General features: G+C 67.2%; 11 protein-coding genes. 4 read left to right on the plus strand and 7 right to left on the minus strand.

Annotated features, from left to right (window positions below; translation table 11 throughout):
• The first annotated feature begins 254 nt into the window (after positions 1-254).
• A complete protein-coding gene (locus ACZ9QC_RS30190) occupies positions 255-1,229 on the plus strand; it encodes a matrixin family metalloprotease (protein WP_472915996.1) in 975 nt (324 codons plus the stop codon).
• Between the two features lie 16 nt (positions 1,230-1,245).
• Positions 1,246-1,674: a DUF6281 family protein gene (locus ACZ9QC_RS30195; protein ID WP_472915997.1), complete on the plus strand. Its 429-nt coding sequence runs from the start codon at positions 1,246-1,248 to the stop codon at positions 1,672-1,674.
• Positions 1,675-1,810: 136 nt separating this feature from the next.
• Here the strand turns inward: ACZ9QC_RS30195 and ACZ9QC_RS30200 are convergent, their stop codons facing one another.
• Positions 1,811-2,269 carry an ATP-binding protein gene (locus ACZ9QC_RS30200; protein ID WP_472915998.1) on the minus strand — a complete coding sequence of 153 codons (459 nt, stop codon included), beginning with the start codon at positions 2,267-2,269 and terminating at the stop codon, positions 1,811-1,813.
• 147 nt (positions 2,270-2,416) lie between these two features.
• Here ACZ9QC_RS30200 and ACZ9QC_RS30205 point away from each other — a divergent pair, with 147 nt between their 5' ends.
• Positions 2,417-3,283: a helix-turn-helix domain-containing protein gene (locus ACZ9QC_RS30205; protein ID WP_472915999.1), complete on the plus strand. Its 867-nt coding sequence runs from the start codon at positions 2,417-2,419 to the stop codon at positions 3,281-3,283.
• Positions 3,280-3,465, plus strand: a complete 186-nt coding sequence (locus ACZ9QC_RS30210; RefSeq protein ID WP_472916000.1) for a DUF397 domain-containing protein — start codon at positions 3,280-3,282, stop codon at positions 3,463-3,465. The genes ACZ9QC_RS30205 and ACZ9QC_RS30210 overlap by 4 nt, the downstream gene beginning before the upstream one ends.
• Before the next feature lie 62 nt (positions 3,466-3,527).
• On the opposite strand, the gene ACZ9QC_RS30215 is transcribed toward ACZ9QC_RS30210, so the two are convergent.
• From ACZ9QC_RS30215 to ACZ9QC_RS30240, 6 genes are all read right to left on the minus strand, one after another.
• Entirely contained in the window at positions 3,528-8,705 is a 5,178-nt protein-coding gene (locus ACZ9QC_RS30215; protein WP_472916001.1) for an Eco57I restriction-modification methylase domain-containing protein, read from the minus strand.
• Positions 8,706-8,718: 13 nt separating this feature from the next.
• Positions 8,719-11,706, minus strand: coding sequence for a helicase-related protein (locus ACZ9QC_RS30220; protein WP_472916002.1), 2,988 nt, complete (start codon positions 11,704-11,706; stop codon positions 8,719-8,721).
• A gap of 101 nt (positions 11,707-11,807) precedes the next feature.
• Positions 11,808-13,151: a serine/threonine-protein kinase gene (locus tag ACZ9QC_RS30225; RefSeq protein ID WP_472916003.1), complete on the minus strand. Its 1,344-nt coding sequence runs from the start codon at positions 13,149-13,151 to the stop codon at positions 11,808-11,810.
• Between the two features lie 398 nt (positions 13,152-13,549).
• Positions 13,550-14,029 carry a hypothetical protein gene (locus ACZ9QC_RS30230; RefSeq protein WP_472916004.1) on the minus strand — a complete coding sequence of 160 codons (480 nt, stop codon included), beginning with the start codon at positions 14,027-14,029 and terminating at the stop codon, positions 13,550-13,552.
• Between the two features lie 700 nt (positions 14,030-14,729).
• On the minus strand, positions 14,730-15,167 hold the full coding sequence (locus tag ACZ9QC_RS30235; RefSeq protein ID WP_472916005.1) for a hypothetical protein: 438 nt from the start codon (positions 15,165-15,167) through the stop codon (positions 14,730-14,732).
• A gap of 125 nt (positions 15,168-15,292) precedes the next feature.
• Entirely contained in the window at positions 15,293-15,505 is a 213-nt protein-coding gene (locus ACZ9QC_RS30240) for a hypothetical protein (protein ID WP_472916006.1), read from the minus strand.
• Positions 15,506-15,519 lie beyond the last annotated feature (14 nt).

The following is a 15,519-nucleotide window of genomic DNA, read 5'->3' on the forward strand; positions in this document are numbered from 1 at the left end:
ACACGGCCTTTCCGGGCGCACCGACGCGCAGGGCGACCGCCCAACGCGACTCCCCTCGCGCCACACAGCGCGAGCTGAAGATCACGGCGATCCGCTTCGGCGGTGACGCGCGCTCAACTCCGTTGGTCTCACACGAGGTTCACAGGTGTGCATAAATGTCTTGACCTGATATCTGGGTGACCTTTACGTTCGCGTGCGTGATCGAGAAATTACGTAACGTGCGCAGTGTGTGCAAGGGGTATCGGAGTAGACCCGTGCCCGGTGTCGGTCGGGCGATTGTCGCCGCGTCCCTCCTCCTGCTGACGCAGGGGCAGGTGGCCGTCGCCACCGCATCCGAGGCGACGTCCTGTCCCTCCACGGCGGATACGACCGAGCTGACCGTCTCCGACGTGCCGGAGGGGACCTCCGTGACCGACTGTGGGCTGGTCGGACAGGTGGTTCGACTCGACGGTGTGGGTGTCGTCATTCCGCGGCCGGGTGTGGGTGTGGCTTTGAGCGCGGTCACCGTGGACGGCAGCGCGCCCGAGCTGACGGTCGAGGTATCGGAGTCGGGGGTGATTTCCTACGGATCGGAGCAGGCGGGGGAGGCTTCGACCACGGAGGAGGACTCGACCGAGGATCTGGCCGCCGCGCTCGGCCAGTGCGAGGACATCTCCTACGACACCAAGTCCTATGCCGAGTGGGGGACGTACAACTGGTACGTCGGCGACGGAGGCATGCCCGGTGCTCTGACGAAGAGCGAGGCCGCGACCGCCTTCACCGATGCCATCAACAACATCACCGGCTCGTACAACACCTGCGGCCTCGACGACGAGGTGGGCGCTTCTGCGTCCTACAAGGGAACCCACACCTACGAGTCCGACGTCGACAGCAACGGCAACTGCACCGACTACGACGACGTGAGCACCTGGGACGCGGGGAACCTCGACACCGGCACCCTCGCGATCACCTGCGCCTGGTACTGGCCCGTCACCTTCGACCTGTTCGAGGCGGACGTCCGGTACAACACCCACGACTACAACTTCACGGACAACGTCACCAGCAGCTGCTCGGACAAGTACGACCTCCGAGGTGTCGGCACCCACGAGGCCGGGCACGTCTTCGGCCTGGACCATGTCGAAGGCTCCAGCCACAGCAACCTCACCATGTACCCGAAACTCGGCGAGTGCACGGAGAAGTGGCGCACGCTCGGCTACGGCGACGTGCGCGGCCTGCGCAGCATCTACTGACATGAAAGGGGCACACATGACCACCGCGTCCCGTGCTCGCGGCCGACGGGTGCCGCAGGGCATCCTCACAGCGTTGTTGCTCCTCTCGGTGTCGGCATGTTCCGCATCGAGCAACGACGGTGGCTCCGCCTCCTGCGCCGACGGTGTCCAGTTCCGTGGCGAGCTCTACACCCGGGTCTCCCACCAGGACTTCACCGTGGGCGACAAGGTCGAGGGCGTACAGGAGAACAGCTGCGACGACACGGGTGACGAGTCGTCGTCGGAATCCACCGACGCGCAGTCGTTCACGGCGTTTCGCATCGGGGAACTCGACGCGGGGATGGCCATCGCGGTGAAGGACACTCCTGCCAACCCCGACCGCGAGGACGGGCTCCACCTGTACGTCCTGCAGCAGGACGGCGGTCACCCGAAGAAGGCGAAGGAGTTCCTCGACTCGGGGCGTTGAGCCGGGCTCTCGGACAGCTGACGGGGAGGGGTACGAGCCGGGGGTACGCAGGCTCGCCCTCCTCGTCAGAAGTCCACGTGTACGTCCTTGTGTACGTGCGGGCCGCAGTGGCCTGGTGCCTGCCGGGGCCGCGTTCTCATCGCAGGCGTACTTCCGCCCACACCGTCTTCCCCGGAGCGCCGGCACGCGGGTCGACCGCCCAACGGGTCGCCAGTTGGGCGACGACGAGCAGCCCCCGCCCCGACTCCTCGTCGCCGGGCGGCTCCTGGGCGGTGAGCAGCGGTACGCGTTCGGTGCGGGTGTCGGTGACCTCGACGCGAAGCGTGCGCGGGCTGCCGCCGGTCTCGGACAGCCGTACGTGGAAGTCCCGCCCGGTGACATGCCCGTGCCGTACGGCGTTCGCGGCCAGCTCCGAAGTGATCAGCGCCAGCCTCTCGTTGGCGTCCCCGGTGTACGGGTGACCCCAGGAGTCCAGCCGGTGCGAGACGAGGCGACGGGCGAGGCGCGCCCCGCGTGTGGACGACGTGAACCGCATCGCGAACTCGCGGACCGGGCGCGGTGAGGCCCCCTGGGAGGGGGAAGTTTCGTTGTTCATGTGGTCCACGCTGACGTGCCGGTTTTACCGTGACGAGATACGACGTGCACACGGGTTGTTGCTGTACGTGGCGGGTCGGTGGGTGTAGGCGGGGTGGAGCGTGACGGTCGGCGCGGGGGCGCGTTGGCCGGGGAGGTGGTGTGGGACATGAGCGAGTTGGCGGTTGGGTCGGCCGAGGAGGAGTCCGGGGCGGAGGGGGATGAGCGGGAGCTGGGGGCGGGCTCCGGGATTCTGCGGGTCTTCGGGCGGCAGTTGAAGAGGTTCCGGGTACGGGCGGGGCTGGAACGGGCCGAGTTCGGGTCGGTCACGGGTTACTCGGTGTCGACGATCGCCGCGTACGAGCAGGGGCGCCGGGTGCCGCCACCGAAGTTCATCGACCAGGCGGACGAGGTGCTGGACGCGGGTGGGGTTCTCCAGGAGATGAAGGAGGAGGTTGCGCGGGCGCAGTTTCCGGCGTTCTTTCGGGATGCGGCCAGGTTGGAGGGGGAGGCGGTTGAGCTGCATGTGTACGCGATGTACGCCGTCCCGGGCCTGCTGCAGACCGAGGAGTACGCCCGAGCGGTGTTCTCCGTCCGCCGCCCACTGCTCGACGAGGATCGGATCGAGCAAGGGCTGAGCGCACGTCTGGCGAGGCAGGAGATCTTCGCGCGCAAGCCCGCGCCGCTGGTGAGCTTCGTCCTGGAAGAGTGCGTGCTCCAGAGGCCTCTCGGGGGTAAGGACGTACTGCGGGGCCAGTTGGAGCAGGTACTGCTCATCGGCCATAAGCGGAACGTCGAGATCCAGGTCATGCCGGTGAGTCGCGAGGACCACGGCGCACTGGGTGGCCCGTTCACCTTGATCGATACACCTGAAGGGCGGAGGATCGCCTATGCAGAGGTGCAAGGCGACAGCCGCCTCTACTCGGGGCAACCGAAGGTCCGGGAGCTTGAGGCCCGTTACGGGATTCTCCGAGCACAGGCCCTCACGCCGACTGAGTCACTGGCATACGTAGAGAAGTTGCTGGGAGAGACATGAACTTCGAGCCCGAACTGGCCTGGTTCAAGAGCAGTTACAGCACGGGTGATGGAGGCGAGTGCGTCGAGGTCGCCGTCTGCCCTCACACCGTCCACGTACGCGACTCCAAGGAAATAGCCCGCCGTGGCCTCGCGGTCGATGCGGCGGCCTGGACCGCGTTCGTCGGCTTCGCCGTCCGGTAGGGCGTTGGGTCTGCCCCTGGCAAGGTGCCAGGGGCAGACCTGTGTCCGGCAGGGCCCGTCGACTACGCCTGTACGGCTTCGCGTACGGGCGGCGACCAGCGCCCGGCAGTGATCTCCGCGTCCAGCCGTGCCTGGAAGTGCGCGTGGGCGGCCCTCATCTCGGCCTCGCGGTCGGCCTTGTAGAAGGGGGCCTGGTAGCCCTCCGGGGGAGGGGTCCGCTCCGGGTCCTCCAGGTGGGCGAGGAGGTCGAGGTAGTCCTGCTTGGTCTGGCCGTGGCCGTACGTGTTGAAGTCGCCCGCGATCTTGCGGCCGTTGACGTCGAAGTAGGTCGCCGACTCGTAGTCGTACAACTGGGGGTAGCGGGACTTGAAGATCGCGGCGAGCTGGTCGGCGGTGATGCCGAGCCAGACGGCGACGAGGGCGTCGAGTTCTACGAGGGCGGCGCGGCGCTCGTGCTCGGTGCGGAGCGGGGTGCCGTACTCCCAGGTCGGCTTGAGGCCGGCGGCGAGGGGTTTCAGGTGGGGCCAGCTGGGGTTGGCCCAGTCCTCGTAGCCTGCCCAGCGGGGGTCGAACAGCTCTGTCCAGAGGGGGGCGTAGTGCGTGGTGAGGGCGTTCAGGCGGAGGGCGCGCAGGAGAAGGGCGGGGGCAAGGGGGTGCGCAGGGTCGGGCGCGGGCATTTTGCGGGCTTCGCTGGTCTGGAGATCGGAGCGGCCAGTAATGCGGAGTAGGTAGTCCAGGGGAAGGGCTGCCCAGAATCCGGCGTTGAGGGCGGTGAGGTGGTTGTCTGGCAAAGCCATGGATTGCACGGTGTGGACGTGGGCGGGTCCGGGCGGCATTAGCGCGGCGTGAAGGCAGCGACTGCTGTTGAAGGGGATCATTCTTCGCCAGGCCAGCCGGAAAAAGTTGGTAAACGGCCTTTCATGCCAGCGACTCTGGGCTGCTAGGTATGTTGCTTCGTCGGTGGCTCGCACATAGTTGGTCACGGGGGTATATGCCTCAGGAAGTTGCGTTGGCGAGAGCAAGTCCCAGTCCCTGTTGCTTCGGCACGGGACCCGTGGTTCCTTCGAGAAGGGAAGAGCTGATGCAAAATGTGGCCCTTGGAGGATGACACCGCTGGGCTCCGAGGCGGCCTGGTTACCCCAACGGATTAGACCCTCTCGCTTGGCAGCGCCTTCGTCGTATCCCGTTGTGATCAGTGGGTGGTAGTCGACGAGGCTGTTTGGATGAGCGGAAAGCGCATCAATAGCCCCTTGCTCACCACGTAGGACGGGGTAGAGCAGAGGCGTCTCGTTTGCTGAGCCCGGCGAGCCCGTCAAGGCTTGCCAGTTGGCAAGCAGACCCATGTTCACGCGCATTACGCGTTCGCGGTGAGGCCGGATGTCCCACGAACCGTTGTGCTTGATGCCGGGCGTGGGGCCTCTTCCGTCGTGGGTCAAGGAGGTGGGGAGAACATCGGCCCCGCGTAGCTCGCTTAGGTGCAGGAAGTCAGGATCACGCGGCGACCCGTAGATGTGCATCCCAAATTCCCAGCCACGGTCGAGATCCTCGAACGCCCAGTTCGCCGAATTAACAAAGTGAGCGTGGACCCGAAGGTGCCGGTACGCGGCGGACCGGATGGAACCCTCGCGCACACCACCGAAGTGCGTATCCGGATGGATTAGCCCCGTACTGCCGTGCTGCGAGATATGGCGCCACACTTGAGCCATGAAAGCCCGATAGAGATCAATTTTCGTTCCCACTAGCAGCGGATACGTGGCTGGACTGCTCAGCGTGGCTGAAACTCCGGCGTGCACGGCCAGCTCTTCGAGGAAGTACGTGTTACCGAACGCGGAAAGCACTTCTTCCTTACGTAGGCGCCGCTCTGCCGCGCTCGGCTTCTCCGCCAGTACGAACCATGGCTCCAACTCGGCTAGAACCTGGTCCTCATACCAGTGCGGCCGCACCCAAGGCGGATTCCCCACCTGCAAGTCAAACCCACCCCGCGCAAACACCTGCGCGAACTCCAACTCCCAGTGAAAGAACCCCTGAGCCTTCGCCACATCCTTCGCCGTGCCCGCCCACAGGAACCGGTTCTCCAGCCACTGGAACCGCTCCATGCCCATCCACTCGGGCAACTCGTCCTCATACACCGACAGGTCGTCCAGCGTCTCGAACGTCGACACCAGCGACTCGCTCGGCACGTCCTGCGTACCCAGCAACGCCTCGGCGAAGTCGAGCCAGTCGTCCAGCCCCGCCAGCGGAATGACCTCCCGGCGCTGCCCCTTGAGCCGCTCCTCGCGGCGTCCGGTGCGGCGGCGCGAGACCGAATCGCGTGTCAGCGTCATCTGCTGGGGCTCGGCCTCGAAGCCGGGAAGCGCGTCCACATCCCAGGCCATCAGAACCCCGGAGTCCTCCACACCGGCCGTACCAGCCGCCGCCGCGTCTCCCGCCGCCTCGAACTCCGCCGCCCGCTCCGCCAACGCCTCGGCCCGCGCATACCGCCCATCCGTACCGTCCAGCAGCGACGCACTCTGCACCGGCCAGAACCACAGCGCGCACCACGTGTCCATGAGCGTCTTCAGCCGCCAGTACGGCGTGTCCTCGGCCTGGAGGTCGGCCAGCACCTCGTCCCGCTGCACCACGACTTCCGGCCGCCGCAGCCAGTCACCCTCCGCGCCCCACACCCGGATGTGCCGCGAGATGTCCCGCTCCGACAGCTCCAGTCGCCGTACGACCAGCTCCCACAGGTACTCGGCCCGCCGGGCCAGCCCCTGAAGCCGGGCGGTCTGCCGGGCCGTCGGCGACTTGGTGATCGCCTTCCGCCACGCGCCCAGCGCCTTGGCCGCCTCCGGAGCGAGCGCCTTCGCCTCCTTCTCGGCGGCGACCGCGCCCCACTCCTTCGCCGGGAGGAGGAAGTGGTGCACCGAGCCCTCCGGCAGCGTCGCACCCCCCACCGCGTCCGCCAACGCGAACCGCTCCGGAGTCGTCCCCAGCCAGCCGCCCTTCTTCAGACGATCGGCCGCGTACACCTCCCGCCGCCCCCCGATCAGCGAGTTGCCGCGCCGCAGGTGCAGGCCGAACCAGGGGGCCTCCATGCCGGGATGCATCGTGTTGAGCCACAACGACACTTCGGCCAGCTCCACGGCCGTCTCGTTGAGGTCGACGCCGTACGAGTTGTGCAGGGCGATGTACGCCTTGGCCTTCTGCAACTCGACGGCGTACTGCTCGGTGTCGATCGACCGGCCCAACTCGTGCTGCCGGCGCCGCAGATACTCGGCCGAGACCTGGTTGATCGCCTCGTTGAGGAACGCGCCCGAGCCGAGCGCCGGCTCGCAGATCCGCCAGTTCAGCAGCTCCTTCGCCTCGGTCTCCTCGGTGAGCAGCTGCTGGAGAGCCAGTTGCACGGTGACCTTCGTCAGCGACTCCGGTGTGTAGTACGAGGCGGAGGTCTGCCGGTCGCGGCCGGAGAGGCGGTACACGAACGAACCCGGGGCGTACCGCACCCGGACGTCCTCACCCGTGTTCCGGTCCCGGCGGCGTACGAACACCGAGTCCGGATACTCGTCGATCTTCGACTTGGGGACCAGCCACGAGCCGTCCTTCGGGTCACCGCCCTTGGCGACCTCGTACAGCTCCTCGCCCGCGATGAAACCGCTGTACGACATCAGGCCCTCGTACACCGCGCCGAGCTGGTTGATGCCGAGCTGGGCGTACGAGATGAAGCCGCCGCGTTCGCCCCGCTTCCCCCGGGTGATCATCAGGCTGTGCAGCACCTGGTGGAGCGTGGCGTTGCGCAGCCGGGTGTCGAGGTGGCGGACGGACTCGCCCCGGGCCAGGGCCTCGTCGGAGTCGTGGCGAGGGTCGGGGAGGCTGTCGTCGCCGATCAGCCGGATCGCGTCCCGCTCGAACAGCTTGCTGTGCAGCGGCTCGAAGCGCAGGCCGACGTCCTCGCTGGTCTTCGCGTCCGCGTCGACCGGGGTGGCCTCCACGCCGTGGGTGCGGCGGGGGCGGTAGCCGTCCTGGACCTTGCCGAAGAGCAGGTCCAGGGACTCGTAGAGGTAGAAGCCGTTGCGGGCGGTGTCGCTGATGGGCTCGCGGTCGGCGATCAGCTCGGCGAGCCGGCCGAGGCCGTACCCCTGCTGGTACTCGGGGTAGTCGGCCGGGAGGATGCCCAGCTCGGGGCGGGCCTCCGCGTAGAGGAGGAACAGGATCCGGTAGAGGTAGCGCAGCGACTCACGGGTCAACCGGCGGCCCAGTTCGGGGAGTTCGCCGATGTCCTCGGGGTTGAGGCCCTGCTCGCGCAGCCGGTCCAGTACCTCGTTCGCGATCAGCTCGACGCTCTTGCGCAGGCCGTCGCGCAGTTCGCTGGAGACCCCCACGGCGTGCTTCGCGGACTTGCCGACGAGTTCGGCGAGGGGGTTCTCGCCGCCCTCCTCCGGTGTGCGCAGCGAGTCCGCGCCGAACAGCGCGGCCACCGTGTCGAGTTCGCCGCCCGCCCTGGTGTCGTTGCGCTGGAGCGCGGTGTCGAGGGAGACACCGAGGTAGCGGCCCTCGCCAAACACCGCGCGGTCGGCGAGGACGATCACGCCGCCGCCGAGCAGCAGCACGTACCGGGGTGGCCGGTCGCCGTCGACCTCCTCGCAGGCGAACAGGAACGAGGCCAGCTTGGAGCCGGTTTCCACGGGGGCCGGGCCGTCCAGCGGCACCGGCTCCAGCAGGCGTCCCCGGCCCTTCGGGTCGAGTGCGGCGTCCGGTTCGGCGGCCCAGCCGCAGTCCACCGCGACGAGGCCCTTCTCGGCGTGTGCGACCGGGATCTCGTACGTCTGCCCCGCGCGCTCGACCGTGAGCGTGCGCGGCTTCGCGTCGTAACCGAGGGCGCGCAGCACCTCGGCGTTGAGGGCCTGTACCCGCTCCCGCCACTGCGGGGCGTGGTACGTCAGCGTGTCGTCGTCGGTGTCGCGTACGGCGGGGATGCCGTCCTCGTCCTCGGGAAGGGCGAAGAAGGACCGGGCCCGGAAGTAGTCGCGGCGCAGCTCCCGCAGCCCGGCCCGGGGGGTCACCGGCAGCTCGCCGCCGCCGGGCACCGCCGTGGCGAGCACGTCGGCCTCCGACGCGGCAGCACCTTCGGCAGGCGGCTTCGCCGCCTCCTCGCGTTCCTTCCACACCTGCAACAGGCCCGACTTGAGGTCCTTCGGCAGTACCTCGGCCAGATAGTGGGCCGAGAAGTAGTCGCCGCGGTTGACCAGGGAGTCGTACGTCATGGCAGGGCTTCTCTCAGAACCGGGAGGCGGACGCGGCGGGGGCGGTGAGGGAGACGAGCGGCGGGCCGTCGTCGCCGTCCTTGCGGTCCGGGTCCGGTACCAGCACCGCTAGGACCCGCAGCAGCGGCCGGCCCGTCGTCAGCAGGGAGTCGGCGAGATCGGCGAGGCGCTCCTTCGTACGCTCCCCGGCGAGGGTGGGTTGCCGCCAGGTGCCGAGCCGCCGCTTGTACTGCTCGATGGGCTCGCGCAGCGGTTCGTCCCAGGCGTCGCGGTGTGTGTTGAGGAACCCCTCGGCGGTCTCCAGCACCCTGGGGAGGGCCTTGCGCAGCGGCTCGGGGTCGCGGTAGCGGAGCTTGTTCGCCATGGAGGGGCCGACACCGCAGCGGCGCAGCAGTGCCACCATGTCGTCGTCGACCAGGCCGTCCTTGCGTCCCTCCCGCCCGGTGACACCCATCCATTTCACGACCGTGGGCCTGCCCAGCTTGTTCGAGTACACGCCCTGGACGAGATAGACGGGCTCCGCCACGTTCGCCGTGATCATCGGGGCCTCCTGGCGGCCCATTCCGACGAGGACCTTGTCGGTGAGCCACTCGACGACCGGGTGCAGGTCCGTCAGCAGGGAGATCTCCGGCCAGCTCGACGTGGACGACTCCCGGGCGCGCTGCAGCGAGTGCTCGGCGAGGCGGCGGTTGAACGTCACGAGCACGCGCTCGCGCAGTCGCTGCTCGCGCAGGTAGTCCATGGGGAGCGCCTTGAGCCGGTGGACGAGTTCCGTCGGCGGGCGGAACGAGAGCAGCCCCGACTGCTGGTCGCGGTCCAGGTCCAGCCGCTCGCGGGCGTCCGGGTACACCTCGCGCAGCGCGTCGTCCAGGAAGTGCGCGGTCGAGTCGAACAGCCGGGGGAGCACGGGGCTCGCGGCGGCCCGGCCGCCCGACGACTCCGTACCGGCAGCGGAGCCGTCGGCCGCTGTGGGTTCCACCGGCGGCGCTTCCTCACCCACCGGGCCGAAGAAGTCAGCGAGGAAGTCGTCCAGGCCCGCGTCCTCACCGTCCGCACCGGAGTGGCGGGCGTCCAGGGACTCGTCCACGGTCCGGCCGCGCAGCAGGTCCTGGATGAGGGACTTCTCCTCCGCCTCCGCCCGGTACAGGCCGGTCACCGCCTCCGCCGTGCCCAGGGACCGGTGGGCCTGGTCCTCACGTTCCAGCAGCCGCTCGGCCACCACCGTGTCGTCCTTGGCCCCCTCGACGTCGCTGGTCAGGATCAGCGCGCGGAACTCCGGCGGCCTGGCCTGCCCGTACCGGTCGATACGGCCGTTGCGCTGCTCGATCCGGATCAGCGACCACGGCACGTCGTAGTGCACCAACTGGTGGCACTGGCGGTGCAGGTTGACGCCCTCGGAGGCCACATCACCGGTCACCAGGACCCGTACGGGCGTGTCGGCCAGGCCGAACTCCTCGACACAGGCCATCTGTTGCTCGTCGGAGAGACCGCCGTGCATGATCCGGACGCAGTCACGGGCGGCCCGGCCCTTGAAGCCCAGTGCCGCGGGCAGCACCTCGGCCAGCCACTCCAGGGTCTGCACGCGCTCGGAGAACACCACGACCCGTTCGTCGGAACCGGGCCCGACACCGATCTCCTCGCGGAGCTGACGCACCAGGGCGGCGAACTTCGCCGAGTCCGCCTCGGTCAGCTCGGCGGCAAGTTCCGACAGCCGGTAGAGGGCCGCCAGTTCGGCCGCGGTGCCCTGCGGGTCGTCCTTCTTCTCCAGGGTCTTGATCCGCGCGGAGACCGTGGCCCGCAGCGCCGCGTGGGACGACAGGAACGACTTCAGCAGCGTGTACGGGAAGAGGGGCACCGAGCTCACCGAGGTGCCCGCGTCCCCGGGCAGCCAGACGGCGGCCAGCTCCTCGAAGATCTTCTCCTCGGCGGGGGTGGCCGGGCAGTGCACGGAGCGGGAGGGACCACGGTCCGCCCACTGGCCCTTCATCTGCTCGCGGACCTCGGGACTGATCTTCGTCCGGCGGATGAAGAGGTGCTCGATGTCGGCCGCGCGGTAGTTCTCCGGGTCCCGGATCGCGACCGGGTCGAGGAGGCCGATCAGCTCGGCGAAGGATTTCGCGTCGCCGTTGTGCGGGGTCGCCGACGCCAGGATCAGGGCGTCGGTGCGGGGGGCGAGGGTGCGCGCGAGCTGGTTGCGCAGGGAGCCGCGGTTGATCAGGTTGTGGGACTCGTCGATGACGACCGCGTCCCAGCGGATCTGCTCCAGATGGTGCCGGTACTGGTCGGTGTTCTTCAGGGTGTCGATGGAGACGATGACCCGCTTGAACGAGGTGAAGGGGTTGCGTCCGGCCGGGATCTCCCGCTGGATCCGCTCGATGCCGACCGAGTCCAGCCGCACCAGCGGGATCGCGAACCGCGTCCACAGCTCGTGCTGGAACTGCTCCAGCACATGCTGCGGGGTGACAACCAGGATGCGCTCGCCCCGGCCGCGACGGATCAGCTCGGCCAGCGTCAGACCGATCTCCAGGGTCTTCCCGAGGCCCACCACGTCCGCGATCAGCAGCCGCGGTCGGAGATTGGCGCCGGACAGGGCCAGCTCGGCGGGGCGCCGCTGGTACGGCAGCGGGTCCATCAGGAACGAGTCGGCCAGGGCGAGCCGGCGCTCCGACTGGGGGAGCGCGGTGCGGCGCAGCACGGCTTCGAGGAACAGCCGGGAGCGGCGGTAGTTCGGGGAGTCGTCCATGACCAGGGCGGTCGCGCGCGGGTCCAGCAGCTCGATGCGGTCCAGGCCGGAGAAGAACACGGCTTCCTGGTCGCGCACGAACTCCGACACGCCGACGACCTCGATCCGGGTACCGTCGTCGGTCGTCGGCATCGAGCTTCTGACCAGCCACACCTCGTCCCGCACGAGCACCTGGGCACCGGCCGGGTACTGGTCGTGCTCCTGCTCCTGGCCGGTCGTGGCGCCGCTCTGCTCCGCACTGGTCTGGACGGCGGTCACCCGTGGCCTCCTGAGGCAGTTCGGTCGTACATGCGCGGGCCCCTCTTCAGGGCCCGCCCATTATCGCGGGTCGGAGGGGCGTACGGGCCAGGAGGTGCGGGTCAGAAGGGGCTACTGGCCGCGTATGCCTCGCGCAGCCGCTGGGCGGTGATCCTGGCCTGTGCGGAGTGCCGCAGCGAGCGGCGTGGGGCGCTGCTGCCGCCGCCGGTGCCCGTACTGCCTCCTGCCGCCGGACGGGCCGAGGGCCGACTGCGGTCCGGTTTCACCGCCACCTCGTCCGTCGTGGTGCCGGTCGGTGGCGGCGTGGGGGTGTCGATGCGCGCGAACAGCAGGCGCGGATCCGTCGGCGAGGGCACCGGAGCCGGTGGCATCGGCGGGGTGTGCGGCGGCTCGGGCTGTTGACGGTCGGGCCGGAACCCGCCCGGCTCCTGCCGGGCCGCTTCGGGCGCGAGCATCTCTGGCTCTCCTCGGCCGCCCGGAACGTCGGCCGCCCCGGCACGTGCCCGAGCCGTCGATCCCGTTGCTGCGGGGCGGTCCACGGCGAGCAGGTCGTCGAGCACATGGGCCGGAGCCGCCGTGAAGTTCGTGAGCCTGCGCCTCGCCTGGGCGACCTTGAGCCCCCGGGCCTCGATCAGTGCCCGGCACCGCCGGATGACGTCGTCGAGTGCGGGCCGGTCCTGGGGACGATGGGCCAGCATCGCCGTCAACAGCGGCACCAGCTCCTCGGGCGTTCCCGACAGGTCGGGCGCGATCGACACGTCGACGACCTGGTGGAACAGGAGGTGGATGTTGTCGGCCCGGTAGGGGGCGTGCCCAGTGGAGGCGAACAGCAGCACGGCACCCAGTGCGTACACATCGACCGCGGGGGTCAGCGGCTTCTCACCGTTCGCCTGCTCGGGCGGCATGCAGGAAGGCGTACCGACGACCGTGTTGGCCGCGGTCAGCGACACGCTGGACTCCGCGAACACCGCGAGCCCGAAGTCGATCACCTTCGGTCCGTTGGGACCGAGGAGCACATTGGCCGGCTTCAGATCACGGTGCAGCAGCCCCTGCTTGTGGACCGTCGCCAGCGCCTCCGCGAGCGTCGCACCCAGCGAGGCGGTGAGCAGCGCGTCCAGCGGGCCGTGACTGGCCACATGCCTGCTGAGGTCCAGCCCCTCGACGTACTCGGTCGCCAGCCACGGCGGGTCCGCCTCCGGGTCGGCGTCCAGGAGGGCGGCGATCCGAGCTCCCCAGATCGTCTTGAGGATCTCCACCTCCTGCGCGAACCTCAGCCGGGTCTCCGAGTCCACGATGGACGGCTTGATCACCTTCACGGCGGCCGGTTCCCCGCCCGGCGACTCTCCCAGATACACCTGGCCCATACCGCCCTGCCCGATCCGCCCGAGCAACTCGTATCCACCCAGCTCGGAGGGATCGTCGGGGCTGAGGGGCGCGATGTGCACGTAGGGCCTCACAATCAGGGCGAGCAGGAGGGGCGGGCGTCCAGCGTCACGCTAGACCACTCCGGGCGGGTGCAGGATGTGCGGGTTTCGAACGGTGGACACCTGGCGAGTCACTCTTCGTCGGCTGTCCCGGTGTGTGGCTCAGTGATCGGGGGCGGCGTGGGCGGAGCCTGCGTCGGCTCGGGGCGTCGGCCGACGGGCCGGTCCCCCCTCTTCTCGTTCGGGTCGAACAGAGGTCGTGTTTCGGTCACCGGTTGTGTCTCCGTTTTCGCCGTCGGGGGACGGTCCAGTCACTGGAGGCACTTCGACGAAGTCGAGGACCTCCACGTCATCCATCCGGCGGGCGCGACGCGCCCAGCAGGCAGGCGGTGGCGACTCATGACGGTCACCGACCAAGCTCAGAAATCGTGCCTCTTGGGTTTCCCCCAGGAGCTTGTGAAAAAGTAGATCCACCAAAGCGGGTTGATGAAGTTAAGCCAATTCTTTCTGTTCTTGAGGTGGAGTTCCCAGTAGGCATCCTGCTCTTCCACGGTGCCGATTTTGTGAGGCGGGGCGTATCCGAAGACGGGAACCAGATCTCGAACTGTTGAAGGGCGCCACATGTGGAGAACGTAAACCATCCACGCGCCGTGTGATGCAGAGAGGCCTGAAGGTCTCACGTTAACGCGTGCTCCGTTGCAGCAGAGCAAGAGGTTTCTTGACGAGAGTTCTCTTCGCATGGATCGCAAAGCTTCGAAAATGTTGTCGCCGCTCGCCGTCGACTCAACCCTGTCGGGTGATTCGAGGCGAAGAGTCCATGGGCCCTCCCCTTCGACCACCATCTTCCATTGGTCTTCCCGGCCACCTTTTTCGACGCGGATCTTGATTTCTTCAGCCATCGCACGCATATCCCGGGCTCTCGATGATCTCTCCCGTTGGCTTTCCGTGATGCCCAGGGGGTGGGCCAGTGTGGTAGCGGTGTCATTTTTCCGGGATCGGGACCTGCTGCAGGTGCTGGAGGATGAGGTCGAGATCCGATAGCGCCCTGAAACAAAATTCGTGGTCCTGGGTGTTTACGGAGTGGACAACGTTGGCGAATGCCGGGCTGTCGAGCCCATGCGCTTCGCGCAGAATCCGCGTTGGAACCAGAAGTCGATTTTTCCTTGTCCTGTCGAGCGTCCATTCGATTCTTGTGGAAATTGCTCCTACGGAATCTTCGATGAGGTGTGTGGCGTCTTCTTGGGGGGATGTGTAACGCCACCCCATATACGGCACCTGAGGATATCCGTGTACAGGGTTTTTATCCGAAGGTAGAGAAAACCAAGCAAGTTCTCCAAACCTGCTGAGTACTTGCATCGCATGCGCACTTAGGGTCGACATGTGGAATCCATTCAAACCATTTAGCAGGGAGGCCCTAAATGGCCTCCGTCTTGGGTGGCGGGCCGGTCTTCGAATTTGGTGGGGGTGTTGGAGGCTGCGCGGTCCCGGACAGCCGACCGCTTCGGCCGGTGCCCAGCAGTTCATATCATCCAGCTCCTTGGGTAGCCCCCTGGTCTTCTCCTGGAAGATGGGTGAGATTCCTGCAGTGAATGCATCACTTTATCGCGACTGGATCAAAGGGTCGGAGAAGGGGCCTACCTTATCGCCCCATCTGAATTCGTAATCTCCGGACGTTGTATTGAATTCGGTGCCGACGTCGGCGAAGGGAATTTCGAACTCTTCATGCAGCCATAGATTCATTGCCAGCGCTGCAACTTCGGGGCGATAGTCGCTCAACGGCGCTTCGATCAAGATGACTTGGATGGTGATTCCGCGAGGAAATCTCTTGGTCAATTCCGGTGCATTGAGGGCGACGCCGAAGCATAGCCATGCGAGATCTTTCCAGTGCAGTCCATCGGGTGGAAGAGCTAGGTGTACGTTGCCGTGGATCTGCACGTCCGAGGGGTCTGATTCGGTGGAAGATCGTGCATGCGCTGTGAGGTTGGCAGCCAGTCCGCCAATGGGGCTGCGCAGTCGATACTTGACTGTTCTAGTCATGCCCCCTCTTTCGGTGAAGAAAACTTCAAATCCGGGAAGCACAGCAAGCGGAGTAGCCCTAACCGGAAGGAAAAGAACCTTGTCGCTGTGATTCAGGAATATAGGACTTCGAGCATGGGCGGCGTTTAGCTGATGTCCTCGATGTTGTCCCAGACGGATGATGCATCGTACTGGGGCAGGTACTCGCTCAGATAAAGTTCGGTTTCCTCCTCCAGGTCTTCTTCGTGCAGCCAAAGCGACTCGCATTCCGGGCACATAAAGAAGACGAATTTCAGGTCTTTTGTTCTGTATCTTCTGATCCAGTCCTGTCCGCAGTGAGGGCAGGGCATCTTTCTCATCTGGGCCAACTCCT

This window comes from Streptomyces sp. HUAS MS02 (assembly GCF_055702265.1).